The sequence below is a fragment of the Acuticoccus sp. MNP-M23 genome (genome assembly GCF_031195445.1).
In the GTDB taxonomy this organism is placed as follows: Bacteria; Pseudomonadota; Alphaproteobacteria; order Rhizobiales; family Amorphaceae; genus Acuticoccus.
This window is the reverse complement of record NZ_CP133480.1, coordinates 3,567,243-3,584,159: the sequence shown is the minus strand read 5'-3', so window position 1 is coordinate 3,584,159 and position 16,917 is coordinate 3,567,243. Positions and strand designations below refer to the sequence as shown.

Sequence of the window (16,917 nt, the reverse complement as noted above, 5' to 3'; positions counted from 1 at the left end):
GGCGCGGCGTTCGCGTCAGGCGCGCATTTTGCCCCGCCGCAATCAGGCGGCGGAGTTTGGCGTGTGGGTGCCGTTGATGCGGCGCAGCGGAATGATCTTGGCGCAGGCCTGCTGGGCCTCGTGGTCACGCACCGCAGTCAGCGCCTTGGCGTTGATCGACGGCAGTGCCTCAAATGCTGGCTTGGCAAACAGGTCGCCCTGAAAGAGGCGGACCCCGAAGCCCGCCAGCGCCTTGAACACCGGCACGCTGTCAACGCCCTGCCCCACCAGCTCGATGTCGAGCTCGCGCGCCATTCGGGCAATGCTTGCCACAATAGCCCGGCGCCGATGGTCGGTGTCGATGTCGCGGACCAGATGGCGGTCGAGCTTCAGCATGTGGGGGGCAACGTCCACAAGGGTGGCCAGATTGGCGTCGCCGACACCGAAATCGTCAATGGCGGTGGTGAAGCCGACCGCTGCGTAGTGGCTCATCGTGTGCGCAAAGCGTGCAGGCTCGGCCACCCGGTCGTAGCCCGATGCTTCCAGCAAAAGCCGCTTGTGGCCGAAATTCATATGCCGTGCGGTTTCCAGAGTCGAGCGCAGGCCGCGCACCGGGTCTTTGACCGCATCGGGCATGAAGTTGATGGCGAGCGCCGGCCCCGCCTCACCCGGCATCAGCGATGCCGCAAGCTCCACCGCGCGGATCCGCAAGGCCTGGTCGAACGCCGAGCGGTCCACCGGATCAACCTTGGACAGGACGCTGATGGCCGGCTCACCGTAGGCCCCGCGCACCAGAGCCTCGTAGGCAAAAGGGGTCCCGGCCTTGATGTCGAAGATCGGCTGGAATGCGAACGAGAAGCGAAGCCCGGCGTGTCCTGCGTCCGGATCTCTGGCGCACGGCGGGGTGGCGAACGTGTCCTCTGGCATTGCGAACTCCAGTACAACTTGTCCGGAGATTACCAATTTCACGGACCGCGCATAAGGCAGCGGGATCCGCGGGGGCCAGCCCCGCGCAAGTTTTGTGCGTCGGCGCCTTGCCTTCAGCGGGGCGGAACGAGTGCGCCTGCAGCGTCTTCCAGAGCCCGTGCCAGCGGCATCAGCCCCGCTTCGTCGAACGGGCGGCCGATCAGCTGAAGCCCCAGCGGCAAGCCCGTGTCCGACAGGCCCGCCGGTACCGAAATGCCCGGCAAACCGGCCATGTTGATCGGCACCGTGAAGATGTCGTTGAGGTACATTTCCACCGGGTCGAGATTGGCACCGAGGCCGAACGCCGGACCCGGCGTCGTCGGCGTCAGCAACGCATCAATGCCATCTGCAAACACGGTTTCAAAGTCGCGCTTGATGAGAGTGCGTACTTTTTGCGCTCTCAGATAGTACGCATCGTAGTAGCCGGCGGAGAGCACGTATGTGCCGATGAGGATGCGCCGCTTCACCTCGTCGCCAAAGCCGGCCGCCCGCGATTCCTCGTAAAGCCCCGCAATATCCTCGGCCGGCACCCGCAGCCCGTAGCGAACGCCGTCGTAGCGGGCAAGGTTGGACGATGCCTCCGCAGGCGCCACAATGTAGTAGGCGGGCAGCGCGTACTGGGTGTGCGGCAGAGACACCGGCACGATCTCTGCTCCCGCCGCCTTCAGCCAAGCCTCGCCCTGCTGCCAGAGCTTGGCCACGGCTTCCGGCATCGGGTCGACGCTGTATTCCTTCGGAATGCCGATGCGCTTGCCGGCGACACCGCCCTCAAGCGCTGCCTCATAGTCGGCCACCGGAAGGTCCACCGAGGTGGAATCCTTCAAATCGACCGACGCCATGTGCCGCAGCATGATCGCGGCATCGCGCACCGTGCGGGTGATCGGCCCCGCCTGATCCAGCGAGGATGCGAACGCCACCGTGCCCCAGCGCGAGCAACGCCCGTAGGTGGGCTTCAGACCGACCGTGCCGGTCAGTGCTGCCGGCTGGCGAATGGAACCGCCTGTATCGGTGCCGGTTGCCGCTGCGCAAAGCCGTGCAGCCACCGCCGCAGCCGATCCACCGGACGACCCGCCCGGCACCAGCTTCTCGCCCCAGGGGTTTGTCACCGGGCCGTAGGCGCTGGTCTCGTTGGATGAGCCCATGGCAAATTCGTCGAGGTTGAGCTTGCCGAGCAGCACTGCGCCCGCCGCCCACAAATTGGCCGTGACGGTGGATTCGTAGGGCGGCACGAAGTTGCCGAGGATCTTCGATCCCGCCGTGGTGCGCACGCCATCGGTGCAGAACAGATCCTTGATGCCGAGCGGCACACCGGCGAGCGGACCCGCCGTGCCCGCAGCAACCGCGTCATCCGCAGCGCGCGCCATGTCGCGCGCCTTGTCCGGCGTCACGGTGATGTAGGCGTTGAGGCTGGAGGCCTCGATGGCCGCAAGATAGGCGTCGGTCACCTCAAGGGCGGTGACGTCCTTGGCGGCGATCCGGTCGCGCGTCTCGGCAACCGTGAGATCGGTCAGCGCGCTCATTCCACCACCTTCGGCACCACGAAGAAGCCATCGTCGGATTCGGGCGCATTGGACAGCACCTTCGCCGGCACGCCGCCGTCGGTCACGACGTCCTCGCGCTGGCGCAGTGCGGTTTCCACTGCCGACGTCATCGGCGCAACGCCGTCGACGTTCACCTCGTCGAGTTGCTCGACGAAGGCCAGAATCCCGTTCAGCTCATTGGCGAGGCGTTCGGCCTCCCCCTCACCCACCTTGATGCGGGCAAGGTGCGCCACGCGGCGCACCGTGTCGATATCGACAGACATTGGCTAGATCGCTCCAATCGGATGTCGCCCGCCTAGCATCGCCGCCGCCATCTGCGCAACGCTGTTGGCCTCAGGCGGGACAATCCGGCGTCAGTTCTTGTAGGGGTCCGCAGCGTCGCGCAGCCCGTCGCCCAGGAAGTTGAACGCCAGAACCACGATCACGATCGGCACAACAGGCGCCATCAGCCACGGATAGATCGTCACCACCGTGATGTTCTGCGCCTCGTTGAGAAGCACGCCCCATGAGATCGCAGGCCGTTGAAGCCCGAGGTTGAGGAACGACAGCGCCGTTTCGCCCAGGATCATCGAAGGAATGGACAATGTTGCGGACGCGATGATGTGGCTGGAAAAGCCCGGCAGGAGATGTTTGACGATGATCCGCCGCGGCGGCGCCCCCATCAGGACGGCGGCGCGTGCATAATCCTCTTCGCGAAGCGAGAGGAGCTTGGAGCGTACCGCGCGCGCAAGCCCCGGCCAGTCCAGGAGGCCGAGAATCACCGTGATGCCGAAATAGATCCACAACGGCGACCAGGTGACCGGCAGCGCCGCCGAAAGCGCCATCCACAACGGAAGCTCCGGCAGCGAGCGCAGGATCTCGATCAGCCGCATGATTGCGCCGTCCACCAGCCCGCCCACGTAGCCCGCAATGCCGCCGAAGAACATGCCGAGCAAGATCGAGATGGTGACGCCCACCAGCCCCACCGTCAGCGAAATTCGCGCGCCATAAATCAGGCCGGACAGCTGGTCGCGGCCGAGCCGGTCGGTGCCGGCGAGGAACAGCGTGCCATCCTGTGCGGGACATACCAGATGGAAGCGCCCCGGAATGAGGCCCCAGAAGTCGTATCCGTCGCCAAGGCAGAAGAAGCGCAGCGTCTGCACCTCATCCCTGTCGGTCACATACTCCCACTGCAAGGTGTCAAGGTTGATCTCGGCGCGGCTGCCATAGACGAACGGCGCCCGGAGGCTGCCCTCGTGGAAGATGTGCACCATCTGCGGCGGGGCATAAAGATGGTCCGAATGGCGGGCGTTGGGGTCGTAGGGCGCAATCACCTCCGCGAACGGAACGCAGAGGTAAAACAGGATCAGGATCACCCCGGACCACAGCGCCAGCTTGTGCCGGCGGAAGCGCCACCAGATGATCTGCCACTGCGACGCCTGGAAATATCGTTCCTGCTCGGGCGTCAGCCGTTCGGCCTCGCTAGGATCGAACGGCGCGTTGTCGATATAGTGGTCTTCGCCGGTGATGTTGGCGTTGGTGGCGCCGGGCTCGCGGGCGGGGTCGGTGCGGGTTCTCTCGTTCATGGTGCCCTCCTCAGCCCGCAGCCTGCTTGCCGAGCCTGATCCGCGGATCGAGCAGGGCAAGAAGAAGGTCGGACACCAGCATACCAAACAGAGTGAGTACGGCGACGAACAGCAGGATGAACCCGGCCAGATACTGGTCCTGCGACTGGAGCGCCGACAGGAGGATCGGCCCCACAGTCGGCAGGTTGAGCACGACCGACACGATGACCGAACCCGAGACCAGCGACGGGATGAGGTTGCCGATGTCGGCGATGAACGGGTTGAGTGCCATCCGCAGCGGATATTTCAGCACCACCCGCCGCTCCTTCAGCCCCTTGGCCCGCGCCGTCGTCACGTACTGGCGGTGAAGTTCGTCCAGAAGGTTGGCGCGCAGGCGGCGGATCATCGAGGCAGTGCCCGCCGTGCCGATCACAACGGTCGGCACGATGAGGTGGGACAGGATCGACAGGAACTTGTCCACGCTCATCGGCGCGTCGATGAATTGCGGCGCCATCAATCCGCCCACCGAAACGCCGAAATACTCGTTCATCAGAAACAGCATCACGAGGCCGAGCAGGAAGTTCGGCACGGCAAGGCCAATGTAGCCAAGGAAGGTGAAACCGTAGTCCCCCCACGAATATTGCCGTGTGGCCGAGTAGATCCCGATGGGAAACGACACGATGTAGACAAACAGAATGGTCGCGAAGTTGAGAACCACGGTGAGAAGCAGCGAGCCGGACACCACGTCGCCCACCGGCTTCTGGAACTCGAACGACCACCCCCAATAGCCCTGCAGGATGCCGTTGAAGCCGTTGGGGCCCGGATAGGCCCCGAGCCAGATCGCATAACGCTCCAGGAGCGGGCGATCCAACGCGAACTCGCGGCGCATGAACTCCAGCTTCGCGATTGAGGCGGTTTCGCCCTGAGCGCGCAGCTGCTCCATCTGGTTGGACAGATAGTCCCCCGGCGGCAGCTCGATGATCAGGAAGATCAGGAACGATATCACCAGAAGCGTCGGGATCATCCCGACGGTCCGACGCAATACATAGGTGATCATCGCTCGCCCAACCCTTGTCCGCTCATGGCGCCGCCCCTGCCCTACTGGCCGGCTTCGAAGTAGAACTCATCGGGATGGTAAAGGCCGAACTGCGCACCCGGATCCCAGCCGTACACAGCCTCTTCCGGCACGTTCTTCAGCGTATCACCCACAACAACAGGCTGAACAACGCCCTGCACGGTGCCGATGGTCAAGACCTCATCGGCATGGACCTTGAGAATTTTCTCCCAGATCGCCCCCCGCTCTTCCGCGGTCGCCGTGTGCATCCAGTCGTCAAACAGCTGCATCAGCTCTACCGCAGGCGGATAGTCCGGCTGTTCGCCGCTGTCACCGCCGCTCATCGACCAGGCGCCCCAGGCCGGCCCGGTGAAGAACATGGTCGACACCGGGACGCGTTCGTCAGGCGGCATGTTGGCCGAAGGCAGACCGTTGTCGTAACCGGCCCAGACGCTGAGCGCCAGATCGCCGGAGAAGGCACGGTTGCGCAGCACATCGCGCTGCGACGGGCGCGGGTAAAGGTCGATGCCGATCTCGTTCCAGGTGTCCTTGATCAGCTCCAGCGCATCAATCTCGATCGCCCGCTCGCCTGCGGTTTCCGCAATCAGCTCCAGCGGCCGCCCGTCGGGCATGAGACGGATGCCGTCGGAATTGCGCTCGGTCAGTCCCATCTCGTCCAGCAGCGCGTTGGCCTTGGCAATGTCGAACGGCATGACCGTGTTCTCAAAACTCTCCGAAAGCGGGCTTTCCGGCAGAACCAGGTTGGCTGAAGGCTGCCCCAGTCCGAAATAAAGCACCTTGTTCAGGAGTTTGCGGTCCACGGCCAGAGACATGGCCTGCCGGAACCGCCTGTCGCGGAACAGCTTGCGCAGCTCGGGATCGTTGACGGTGAGGTTCGGGTAAAGCGCGATCGCGGCAGCATTGGCCTGCGGCCACAACCGCACCGAATAATGCCGCTTCTTTTCTCCGCGCTTCAGCACCGGCAGATCGCCGAACACAAGCCCGCGTGCCTGAAGGTCCGCGTCGCCGGCCTGCACCTTGGTGGCAATCAGCGAGCCGTCGACGACGCTCATGATCACCCGGTCGATGTAGGGAAGCTGGTGGCCGGTGCTGGTCACACGGTGAAAGTAGGGATTGCGGGCCATCACGAACCGGCGATCGGTGGCATTTTGCGTCGCCACCCACGGCTGCAGCGAAGGCAGGTCCGGGTTGGTGGCGTCGTACATCTCGTCCTTGAGATTGTGCAGTGGCGCCCAGGAGCGCACCCGCGCCTCTTCCACCATCGCAGCAATCTTCGCCTCATCGCCGTACTTGGGATTGAACTGCTTCAGATAGTGGGACGGGCGATAGATGAACGGCGGCGAGGCCTGCGCCAGCGTCGGCAGGAACCGCGGGTTCGGCTCGGCAAACGTGTAGCGCACCGTTACCTCGTCCAGCACCTCAAAGTCCGGCAACATGTTGCCGCTGAGCAGAAATGGCGGCGGTGTTGGCGACAGCTCGGTGTTGGTGGCAACCTCGTCGAAATAATAGCGGAAGTCTTCAGCGGTGAACGGCGCCCCGTCAGACCATTTGTGGCCCTCGCGCAGATGGAACGTGAAGACGCGGCCATCCTCCTCCTCGACATCTTCGAGAATGTCCGGCACCAGCATGAATTCCTTGTCGAAGCCGACAAGGCGGGCGTAGCCCCACACGTTGATGAGGCGCACGTCCTTGGATCGCCCGATCATCGTGCGCAGATCGCCGCCGTAAACGCCTTCGCTGCGCCCCTCTGCGGCAAGGTCCACCACCAGCGGCTGCAGCGGAATCCGCTCGGCGACCGGCGGCAACCCTTCGTGGGTGTTCGCAAGTGTCGGGATTTCCTGCATCTGCGGGACGTCGCCGGACTGCGCAAAGGCCGACGAAACCCCCGCCATCGCAATCAGGGCAACAAGGGCTGTGCGGATCATCAGGCAGCTTCCTTCGAACTCGTGCCTTCACCGGGCGCACACACGAAATGCCCCTGCGAGACCTCTATCATTGTTGGAATGGCGCCCGGTTCGAGCCGGTACGGCTCAGGCCAGGCGGTCGGCGTCGACGCACGCCCTTCGGCCAATCTGGCAAAATCCAGCGGCCGGTCGAGGTTGGCATCCGGCACCGCCGCCAGAAGCGCCTTGGTGTAGGGATGCTGCGCGTTGTCGATCACCTCACGCGTGGTGCCGAGTTCCACCAGCCGCCCCTTGCACATCACCGCAATCCGGTCGGCAAGGTAGTCGACCACGGCAAGGTTGTGGCTGACAAACAGATAGGTCAGCCCCAGCTTGTCCTGCAGGTCCCGCAACAGGTTGAGCACCTGCGCCTGCACCGAAACGTCGAGCGCCGAGACCGGCTCGTCGCACACCAGAATATCGGGTTTGAGCGCCAGCGCCCGCGCAATGCCGACGCGCTGGCGCTGTCCGCCGGACAGCGAATGGGGAAAGCGGCGCAGCATCTTGGGGTCGAGGCCGACGAGCCCCATCAGGTCGCGCACCTGTGCATCCCGGCTTTCCGTCGTGCCGATCTTGTGGATCACCAGCGGCTCCCGCACGATCTGGTTCACCGACATGCGCGGATTGAGGGACGAGAACGGGTCCTGGAAGACGAGCTGGATGCGCCGCCGGTAGGCCATCAGGTCATCGCCCTCAAGCTCGGCAATATTGCGCCATTCGTTGCCCTGGCGGATTTCCACCTGGCCCGTGGTGGGGGGATAGGCGCGCATCGCCATCAAGGACACGGTGGACTTGCCGGATCCCGATTCGCCCACAAGGCCGAGGCACTCGCCTGCATTGAGGGTGAGGCTCACCTGATCCACCGCGGTCAGCATGTTGGGCTTGCCGAGGAGGCCGCCTTTCTTCAGGCGGAAGCTCTTGGTGAGGTTGTCGATCCGCAGGAGCGGCTCGCCGCGCGCAACATCACAAGGCGCGCCGAAGGCCGAGAGCTGCGGCTCGATGGGCCGGATCGGCTCCAGCCGCTCGCTCATGTCGAAGGTTGGCACGGCATGCAGCAGCGCCTTGAGGTAGGGATGCTCGGGATGCCGGAAGATATGTGACGAGGAGCCGCGCTCCATCACCCGCCCCTGGTAGATCACCACCACCTCATCCGCCACGTTGGCCACAACGCCGAAATCATGGGTGATCAGCAGGATGCTCATCCCCAGTTCCTGCTGAACCTCGCGCAGGAGCTTCAGGATTTCCGCCTGGATGGTCACATCGAGCGCGGTGGTCGGCTCGTCGGCAATGAGAAGCGCAGGCTTGCACATCATCGCCATGGCGATCATCGCGCGCTGGCGCAGCCCTCCCGACAGCTCGAACGGGAACTGGTCCACCGCCCGCGCCGGATCGGGAAAATGGACGAGCCGCAGCATCTCGATGGTCGCTTCGCGCGCCTCTTCCTTGCTCATCCCGCTGTGCAGGCGGCCCGATTCGCCAATCTGATCGCCGATCGTGTGGAGCGGCGACAGGCTCGTCATCGGCTCCTGAAAGATCATTGCAATGCGGTTGCCGCGAATGCGCCGCATGGCCTTGCTGTCACGCTTCAGCGATGCAAGGTCGGTTTCCAGGCCGTCGGCCGGATCGCGGAAGATTATCCGCCCATCGGCAACCTTGGCGGCTTCCGGCAACAAGCCCATGACGGCCTGACTGATGGTGGACTTGCCGGAACCGGACTCGCCCACGACCGCAACAGTCTTGCCCTTTGGCACATCGAACGAAATACCGTCGACGGCGCGAGTAACGCCTTCGGCATGATATTCGACCACCAGATTTTCGACGCTGACGACGTTCATTCGTCTCCTGCTGTCCTGGATGGTGCCAAGCTCTTCTGCTGATTGCATGTTTCGTTCATAACCACAACGCGAAAGGTCCACGGAACGCGGCGCCACGGACAGACCAATTGTCAGAGCCCATCGGACGAGATGTTGGCCACCCGCGTCAAGTGCACTTGACGGAAGGAAAAGCGAAAGACGCTCTTTCGTCACCAAAGTCGGAGCCGACCCGTGGTCCTTTCACACCTGCCGGGAACAGGAATAACGTCACACTATGCTGACTGGAGACCCCGAAGCCACCGTTCGCCTCGGCCAGCTCTGATACCAGCAATTGCGTGACATATTTTCGTCAGTCGTGACCTGTTTGCGCGCCACTGACCTCGAAAATGAAAAAAAGCCGCTCCGGCGGACCGGAGCGACTCATCATTTTACCAGCGCTGCTTCAGCATCCTTTCAGAGCGATCAGAAGAACGCCTGAATGCCGGTCTGGGCCCGTCCCAAAATCAGCGCATGAACGTCGTGCGTTCCCTCGTAGGTGTTTACGGTCTCGAGGTTCACCATGTGGCGCATCACATGGTATTCCTCGGAGATACCATTGCCGCCGTGCATGTCGCGGCTCACACGGGCAATATCCAGCGCCTTGCCGCAATTGTTGCGCTTGACGAGAGAGATCATCTCCGGCGCCATCTCGCCATCGTCGAACAGGCGTCCGACACGCAGCGACCCCTGGAGGCCGAGCGCGATTTCGGTCTGCATGTCGGCGAGCTTCTTCTGCACCAGCTGCGTCGCGGCCAGCGGCTTGCCGAACTGCTTGCGGTCCAGCGTGTACTGGCGCGCGGCGTGCCAGCAGAATTCGGCCGCGCCCATCGCACCCCACGAAATGCCGTAGCGTGCCCGGTTGAGGCAGCCGAACGGCCCCTTGAGGCCCGAAACATTCGGCAGGAGGTTTTCCTCCGGCACGAACACCTCGTCCATCATGATCATGCCGGTGATGGACGAGCGCAGCGAGATCTTGCCGTCGATCTTCGGTGCATCCAGCCCCTTCATCCCCTTTTCCAGCACGAAACCGCGGATCGCCCCGTCGTGCGCCTCGCTCTTGGCCCAGACCACAAACACGTCCGCGATCGGCGCGTTGGAGATCCACGTCTTGGAGCCAGACACCATGTAGCCGCCGTCCACCTTCACGGCGCGGGTCTTCATGCCGCCGGGGTCGGAACCGGCATCGGGCTCGGTGAGGCCGAAGCAGCCGATGAACTCGCCGGTCGCAAGCTTTGGCAGCCACTTTTTGCGCTGCGCCTCGTCGCCGTAGGCGTAGATCGGGTACATCACCAGCGAGGACTGGACACTCATCATCGAACGATAGCCCGAATCGACCCGCTCCACTTCCCGCGCAACCAGCCCGTAAGACACGTAGCTGGCGCCAACGCCGCCGTACTCTTCCGGCACGGTGATCCCGAGAAGCCCCAGCTCGCCCATCTCGTTGAAGATCGAGCGGTCGGTGGTCTCGTTGCGCCAGGCCTCCAGGACGCGGGGCTGCAGCTTCTCCTGTGCATAGTCGTGCGCAGTGTCGCGGATCATCCGCTCGTCTTCGCTCAACTGGTCGTCCAGCCGGAACGGATCGTCCCACTGGAAGGCCACTTTCTTGTCCTTGACGTTGTGCAGTTCAGCGGCAACCGACATGCCCACTCCCACTTCGAGATGTTTTACACCTCAAAGATAGCGCGACCGCTCCGTGAGAGCAAAGTGCCTGCCCTATCCGGCAGCTGGCGCCGATTGCCGCTTCCAGATCTGTACCGCCCCGGCACTGTCGACACGGGTGAGCCCGGCCGCGCTGAAGGCGCCTTCCACCTCTGCCAGGTTGTCGGGGCCGATCCACCAGTGGACCTCGACCATCACCGTATCGAACCGTTTGAGCGCGTCGCCGAAATCGCGCACGAAGTTCACCTCGCCGCCCTCGATGTCCATCACCAGCGTGTCGAACGCCACGCCGAACCGCTTTTCCAGCCCGTCAATGGTGTGCGCGGCAACCGCCTCGCCTTCCTTGCCGTGGACAATCCGGGTGCTGACGACGCTGGGAAGGCGTTTTACCCGCGCGTTCCTGCGCCTGGACACCGCCCCCGCGACAACGTGGAAGCCCGCATTGTTGCGCCTGCCGTTGGCTGCCAGGACCGTCGCAACATCGGGGTCCAGCTCCAGCACCACGTGCTGGCCCGGGTCGTCGAGGTGTCGGTTGAGCTTGCAGGCCACCACGCCGATGCACCCGCCAAGTTCCAGCACCCTGGCACCCTTCGGAACATGACGGGTGACGAGACCGCGCTCGCTCAGCTCATATTTGCCGCTTTGCAGCCGGCGGTGAAAGCGCGGCGAGGCCCCATCCGGCGCCTCGAAAACCATCCCGTCGATCTCGTAGGGGCCCCGCCCGCGGAGCAGAAGCGCGCTCCAGGCCGTTTCCGCGCGCAGCATCCATCGCCCTTTGACAATCTGCCATCTGGTGAATTTCATCCGCTGAGCGCGGTTGTTCTGATGCGGCTGCGGCTCGGAAGACAATGAGATCTCTCGCTGGTCGGGTCGAACGTCTCATAGCAGGTCATGCCCGGCAATCGGCGTTCCGTGTCGCCGCCACTCCCGTCTCGGCGCGGGGATGGCGCGACAAGTCTGATCAAACTGGCTGCCATTCGAGCCGGGCGCTTGCGCCGTTGCGCGGCGCGGGTCAACCTGCCGGAGAAACAGGTCGATGTCCGGCCTGCCCCAAATTCCATTTCAAGGCGCCCCCATGCGAACCGACACCGGCACCACCGTCCGCCTGGAGGACTACGCGCCAACGCTTTTCGACGCCAAGCACGTCACCTTGATGATCTCGCTCCACCCCAAGGCGACCGTCGTGCGCAACTCGACCGACTATGCACCCCGCGGTGTGGTGGACGACCCGCTGGTGCTGGAAGGCGACGGCCTCAACCTCGTGGCTGCCGACCTCAACGGCGCCCCGCTCGACCCCCGCGCCTATGAGGCATCGCCCGACCGCTTCGTCCTGAAGAACCCGCCGAAAAAACCCTTCGAGCTGACGCTGACCACCATCGTCGCGCCGGAGGACAACACCGAGCTGATGGGCCTTTACCGCTCCAGCGGCATCTACTGCACCCAGTGCGAGGCCGAAGGCTTCCGCCGGATCACCTACGCCTACGACCGGCCGGACGTTCTCTCCACCTACGATGTCTGGATGCTGGCCGACGGGCCCGGAGAGCAGGTGCTCCTGTCCAACGGCAATCTCGTTGCGGAAGGCCAACAGGACGGCCGGGCCTATGCGCAGTGGCACGACCCCTTCCCCAAGCCCACGTATCTGTTTGCGCTGGTGGCCGGTGCGCTCGGCGCGGTGCGTGACACCTTTGTCACCGCCTCAGGCCGCCGCGTTGCGCTCGCCATCTACGTGGAACCGGGCAAGGAAGCCCGCGCCGGCTACGCGATGGATGCGCTCAAGCGCTCCATGGCGTGGGACGAGGAGCGCTTCGGCCGCGAGTACGATCTCGATGTCTTCAACATCGTCGCCGTGTCCGACTTCAACATGGGCGCCATGGAGAACAAGGGCCTCAACGTCTTCAACGACCGCTATGTGCTGGCCGACCCCGCCGTCGCCACCGACCTCGACTATGCCGGCATCGAAGCGGTCATCGCACACGAGTATTTCCACAACTGGACCGGCAACCGCATCACCTGTCGCGACTGGTTCCAGCTCTGCCTCAAGGAAGGCCTCACCGTCTTCCGCGATCAGGAGTTCACCGCAGACGTGCGCTCGCGCGGCGTGAAGCGCGTGCAGGACGCCAAGCGCCTGCGCCTGGCCCAGTTCCGCGAGGACGCCTCGCCGCTGCGCCACCCCGTCCGCCCGTCCACCTATGACGAGATCTCCAACCTCTACACCGCCACCGTTTACGAGAAGGGCGCCGAGCTGGTGCGGATGATCCACACGCTCATCGGCGAAGCGGCCTTCCGCAAGAGCATGGACACCTACTTCGACAGGTTCGACGGCACCGCCGCCACGGTGGAGGACTTCCTGTCCTGTTTCGCCCCGCTCGACGTGAACGCCTTCATGGCCTGGTATCAGGAGCCCGGCACGCCGAAAGTTGCCGTCGAGGAAGATTTTGCAGACGGGGTTGCCACCATCACCCTCACCCAGCATCCGGCACCGAGCGCCACCGTCAAGCCGGTGCCGATCCGCATTGCAGCGTTCGGTGACAGTGGTCAGCTGGATCTGTCCGCTGCCAAAGTGAAAGGCGCCGAGCTTGACGGCGACCTTCTGGTTCTCAAGGGCGAAACCGCCAGCCTGACGCTGCGCGACCAGGGCGCGGCGCCCATCGTGTCGGTCCTGCGCGCGTTCTCGGCGCCGGTCATCCTGGAGCGCGCCGACGCGCCGGCACGCGACATTGCACTCCTGACCCGCGAGAGCGACCCGTTCAGCATCTGGGATGCGGCCCAGCGCCTTCTGATCGGCGCGTTGCTCTCCGCCTACGCCGGGGACGAGCCGGACCTTGCCGCCACCGGCGAAGCCCTCAGCGCCGTGGTGACTGACGACGCCCACGAAGCGGCCCTCCGCGCCCTTCTTCTGGAGGTCCCGTCCCGCTTCACCCTCATCGAGGCGATCGGCACGGATGTGGACGCGGACAAGGTGGATGCCGCCCACCGCACCGTCAGCACCGCACTGGGAAAAGCCATGCAGCCCGCGCTGACCGCGCTGCATGACGCGCCCGCCCCCGCTGCGGACGATGTGTCCGCAGGCGCAGCCGGCGCCCGCGCCCTGCGCAACTGCGCCCTCACGCTGCTCGCCGCTGCTGGCGACACCGCCCGCGCCGCCAAGCAGGCGGACGAGGCCGGCAACATGACAGACCGGCTCGCGGCCCTTGGCGCCCTCGCCGGCGCCCGAGCTGACGAAACCGACGCAGCGCTGGAGACCTTCCACGATGCGTTCAGCCACGAGGCGCTGGTTCTGGACAAATATTTCGCGCTGCAGGCCCTGCGCGGCGATGGCGACCCCAAAGCCCGCGTCGAGGGCCTGATGGCGCATCCCGCATTCAGCCTCTCCAACCCCAACCGCACCCGCAGCCTCATTGGCGCCTTCTCCCAGAACGTGGCCGCATTCCATGCCGCAGACGGATCGGGCTACCGCTTTCTGGCAGAAACCGCCGCCAAGCTCGACGCGCAGAACCCGCAGGTGGCCGCACGCCTCCTCACCGCCTTCGGCGATGTGCGCCGGTTCGATCCGGCACGCCGCAGCGCGGCCAAGGCGGCGCTGGAAGCAACCTTCGCCAAGGTAAAATCCTCCGATGTGGCGGACATCGTGCGCCGGCTCCTGTCCGCCAACTGAGAGACTGCGCCGCCACCACGCATCACGCTGACGCTCCCGGAAACCCGCATTTTCCGGGGGCAATATTTACCTCTCATTAACCTTGGTTGGCTGAGGTAGATCGCAGGCGCATACTGGCGTGCGAATCGAAGGCGGGGCAGCACCTTGGCGTCCGGAACATTGAGCGCAGCGCAGCTGGAGCGTGCCGCGGCGGGGGCTGCGCAGGGACCCGTACGCCCGGACGCAGCGCCAGCGCCGCCGCCCGTGCGACCTGTCCGCCAGCGACCCGCGCGACCCGAACCGCGCCGCGCGCCCGACACCAAGCGCGCCGCCGCCCGGAGCGACCACGACCGCACTCCGCGCAAGCAGAACGAGATGAACGGCCACGTCCGCCTCTTGGCCGCCCCCGGCTACGGCCAGCTTCTGGCGCGCGAGCCGATCCTGCGCCGCGCCATCCCGTTTCTCACCATCATCTTCATTCTGGTAATCGGCGCCTACCGCATTGCCATCACGGTCGACCAGCGGGCCGATACGCTGGATGCCGCACGCAGCGAGATGACGCTCCTCGCCACCGCCATGTCCGCCGAAAGTGCGCGCATCGCGTCCGACAGCGGCGCTTCGCTCGGCGCGATCCTGGGCGAAGTCCTTCCCGACAACGCCACCCAGAATGGCAGGCAGGTCGCCCTCATCGAGGGCGACACCATCACCGCCACATTCCCGTTCCGGGGCGACCTGGTGCGCGAGGCCCCGTCAAGACTGCTCGGCCAGAATCAGCCGCTCACCACATTCGGCAAGCGTGCCGGCGTGATGGAGCTGACCGTCGGAGACGTGGCGCGTCTTGCCACCGTCCACCACATAGAGGGGACGGACGCGATGGTGGCCGTCACTCAGCCCATCGCGTCGATCCTGTCCAAGTGGCGCGAGATGCTGTCCACGTCCGCCGTCCTGTTCATGTGCACGGCCGGCGTCATCATCGTGGTGGTCTACGCGTTCTACGCCCAGTCCGCCCGCGCCAGATCCGCCGACACAATCTACACCTCGACCCAGACCCGGATCGAAACCGCCCTCGCCAGAGGCCGCTGCGGCCTGTTCGACTGGGACGTTGCCCGCGGCCGGATGTTCTGGACGGGCTCGATGTTCGAGGTTTTGGGAATGCCACCGCGCGACGAGCTGATGGGCTTTCGCGAAGTCTCGGCGCTGGTCCACCCCGACGATGGCGACCTTTACGAAGTGGCCGAACGCCAGCTCCGCTCCGGCGCCAAGGTGCTCGACCGCACGCTCCGCATGCGCCATGCGGATGGCCGCTGGATCTGGCTCTCCATGCGCGCCGAGCTGGTGAACCACGAGGAGTCCGGCCGCCCGCACCTCATCGGCGTCGCCCTCGACACCACGGAGCAGAAGCGCCTTGCCGAACTCTCCGCCACCGCCGACATGCGCCTGCGCGACGCCATCGAGACCGTGTCCGAAGCGTTCGTCCTGTGGGATGCGCAAAACCGCCTCATCATGTGCAACACCAAATACCAGGAGATGCACAACCTGCCGGACGACGCGGTCCAGCCGGGGATGCCCTACCACGAGGTCATCAGCGCAGCGCTCCAGCCGGTCGTTTCCACCCGCGCCATCATCAAGGGCCGGCAGAACGAGCACGAGCGCTCCTACGAAGCCGAGCTTGCCGGTGGCCGCTGGCTGCAGATCAACGAACGCCGCACCAAGGACGGCGGCTTCGTCTCCGTCGGCACCGACATCACCGCGCTGAAAAACCATGAGGAACAGCTCATGGACAAGGAGCGCAGCCTCAAGGCCAACGTGGTGGAACTGTCGCGCGCCCGCCGCACGGCAGAAAATCAGGCCAACCAGCTTTCGGAGCTTGCCAAGAAGCACGCCGAGGAAAAGACCCGCGCCGAGGATGCCAACCGCGCAAAATCCGAATTCCTCGCCAACATCTCGCACGAGCTCAGAACACCGCTGAACGCCATCATCGGCTTCTCCGAGATCATGAAGAGCCAGATGTTCGGCCCCCTCGGCGCGCCGAAATACGAAGAATATTGCGGCGACATCCACCACTCTGGCAGCTATCTCCTCGGCGTCATCAACGACATTCTGGACATGTCCCGCATCGAGGCTGGCCAGGTGGACCTCTCGGTCGAGACCGTCGACCTTGCCGAGCTGTTCTCCGAGGCGCTGCGGATCATGACGCCGACCTCGGCGGAGAAGAACATCACGCTGGCGTCCGCCATCTCCAAGGACATGCGCATCCAGGTCGACCGCCGCGCGATGAAGCAGATCCTCCTCAACCTCATGTCCAACGCGGTGAAGTTCACGCCCAACGACGGCTGCGTCACCACGCGTGCCTGGCTGGAGCGGGACTGGGTCGTCGTCGGCGTGGAGGACAACGGCATCGGCATTCCCAAGCGGGAGCTCGACCGTCTCGGCCAGCCGTTCGTGCAGGTGGAAAACCAGTTCACCAAGACGCACCAGGGCTCCGGCCTCGGCCTTGCCATCGCCCGCTCGCTCACCGAGCTGCACCGCGGCAAGATGGAAATCCAGTCCGAAGTCGGTCAGGGCACGACGGTGACGGTGCGCCTCCCCCGCGAGGGCTGATCGTCACCAGCCGCCCCGCTGGCATCCTGCGCCCGCCAATCACCGCTTTTGTGATCCCGGTCACATCGGCTGCGACGGCGGATCTCTATTTCAAGCTATCCAGAAACGAATTGCTGATCGCC

General features: G+C 64.7%; 11 protein-coding genes. 2 read left to right on the top strand and 9 right to left on the bottom strand.

Annotation, left to right across the window (positions count from 1 at the left end; genetic code table 11):
* Positions 1–42 precede the first annotated feature (42 nt).
* The 9 genes from RDV64_RS16485 to RDV64_RS16445 all read right to left on the bottom strand — a co-directional run bounded on the left by RDV64_RS16485 (position 43) and on the right by RDV64_RS16445 (position 11,325).
* The gene (locus RDV64_RS16485) at positions 43–906 is read right to left on the bottom strand and encodes an EAL domain-containing protein (RefSeq protein ID WP_309196030.1); all 864 of its coding nucleotides are present in this window, start codon (positions 904–906) and stop codon (positions 43–45) included.
* A 113-nt stretch (positions 907–1,019) separates the two neighbouring features.
* A complete protein-coding gene (gene gatA, locus RDV64_RS16480) occupies positions 1,020–2,465 on the bottom strand; it encodes an Asp-tRNA(Asn)/Glu-tRNA(Gln) amidotransferase subunit GatA (RefSeq protein WP_309196029.1) in 1,446 nt (481 codons plus the stop codon).
* Complete coding sequence (gene gatC, locus RDV64_RS16475) at positions 2,462–2,749, bottom strand: Asp-tRNA(Asn)/Glu-tRNA(Gln) amidotransferase subunit GatC (protein WP_309196028.1); 288 nt, start codon at positions 2,747–2,749, stop codon at positions 2,462–2,464. The genes gatA and gatC overlap by 4 nt, the downstream gene beginning before the upstream one ends.
* A gap of 90 nt (positions 2,750–2,839) precedes the next feature.
* Positions 2,840–4,051: an ABC transporter permease gene (locus tag RDV64_RS16470; RefSeq protein WP_309196027.1), complete on the bottom strand. Its 1,212-nt coding sequence runs from the start codon at positions 4,049–4,051 to the stop codon at positions 2,840–2,842.
* Between the two features lie 10 nt (positions 4,052–4,061).
* Positions 4,062–5,087: an ABC transporter permease gene (locus RDV64_RS16465; RefSeq protein ID WP_309196026.1), complete on the bottom strand. Its 1,026-nt coding sequence runs from the start codon at positions 5,085–5,087 to the stop codon at positions 4,062–4,064.
* A 41-nt stretch (positions 5,088–5,128) separates the two neighbouring features.
* On the bottom strand, positions 5,129–7,030 hold the full coding sequence (locus RDV64_RS16460; RefSeq protein ID WP_309196024.1) for an ABC transporter substrate-binding protein: 1,902 nt from the start codon (positions 7,028–7,030) through the stop codon (positions 5,129–5,131).
* The gene (locus RDV64_RS16455; RefSeq protein ID WP_309196022.1) at positions 7,030–8,883 is read right to left on the bottom strand and encodes an ABC transporter ATP-binding protein; all 1,854 of its coding nucleotides are present in this window, start codon (positions 8,881–8,883) and stop codon (positions 7,030–7,032) included. The genes RDV64_RS16460 and RDV64_RS16455 overlap by 1 nt, the downstream gene beginning before the upstream one ends.
* Before the next feature lie 441 nt (positions 8,884–9,324).
* Positions 9,325–10,542 carry an acyl-CoA dehydrogenase gene (locus RDV64_RS16450; protein WP_309196021.1) on the bottom strand — a complete coding sequence of 406 codons (1,218 nt, stop codon included), beginning with the start codon at positions 10,540–10,542 and terminating at the stop codon, positions 9,325–9,327.
* Positions 10,543–10,614: 72 nt separating this feature from the next.
* Entirely contained in the window at positions 10,615–11,325 is a 711-nt protein-coding gene (locus RDV64_RS16445; RefSeq protein WP_309196020.1) for an FkbM family methyltransferase, read from the bottom strand.
* Positions 11,326–11,635: 310 nt separating this feature from the next.
* Here RDV64_RS16445 and pepN point away from each other — a divergent pair, with 310 nt between their 5' ends.
* A complete protein-coding gene (gene pepN, locus RDV64_RS16440; RefSeq protein WP_309196019.1) occupies positions 11,636–14,215 on the top strand; it encodes an aminopeptidase N in 2,580 nt (859 codons plus the stop codon).
* Positions 14,216–14,569: 354 nt separating this feature from the next.
* Positions 14,570–16,795: an ATP-binding protein gene (locus RDV64_RS16435; RefSeq protein WP_309196018.1), complete on the top strand. Its 2,226-nt coding sequence runs from the start codon at positions 14,570–14,572 to the stop codon at positions 16,793–16,795.
* The last annotated feature ends 122 nt before the right edge of the window (positions 16,796–16,917 follow it).